The 382-nt window shown below is 47.9% G+C and carries 1 protein-coding gene and 1 pseudogene; one reads left to right on the plus strand and one right to left on the minus strand.

Features of this window, described 5'->3' with window-relative positions:
* Positions 1–245 (minus strand): 1-deoxy-D-xylulose-5-phosphate synthase N-terminal domain-containing protein (locus BZK24_RS08695; protein ID WP_143424422.1); only part of this gene is annotated, 245 nt, incomplete at its 3' end.
* Here BZK24_RS08695 and BZK24_RS08700 point away from each other — a divergent pair.
* Positions 187–382 (plus strand): annotated as a pseudogene (locus BZK24_RS08700) (LpxL/LpxP family acyltransferase); the annotation flags it as partial. The gene BZK24_RS08695 and the pseudogene BZK24_RS08700 sit on opposite strands and share 59 nt — an antisense overlap.

Below are 382 nucleotides of genomic sequence, written 5' to 3' on the forward strand. Positions count from 1 at the left end.
AAGCCCCCGGTTAAAAGCTTGTGGGCGTAAGCCTGGTGCGAAGTGTCAAAGATGAAAGGGTTTTTTTGGCAATCAAATAAGGCATGCATGCCCACAATCAGCTCCACAGCCCCTAAAGAAGAGCTTAAATGCCCCCCATTAGCGCTCACCACTTCTAAAATACGACTCCGCAGCGTTTGGCACACCAATGAAGAAAATGTGTGGAAGTCTTTAAACAAGGAAGGCCAAGCGATCACTTTATGCATGCATTTTGGCTATTGGGAAGCGGTAGGCACGACTTTGGCGCAATATTATGAGGACTATGGTAGGGGGTGTTTGGGGCGTTTGACTAAATTTGCCCCTATCAATCACATGATCATGAGTAGGCGAGAGGCGTTTGGGG

It is taken from the genome of Helicobacter pylori, assembly GCF_001998165.1.
Lineage (GTDB): Bacteria > Campylobacterota > Campylobacteria > Campylobacterales > Helicobacteraceae > Helicobacter > Helicobacter pylori_DL.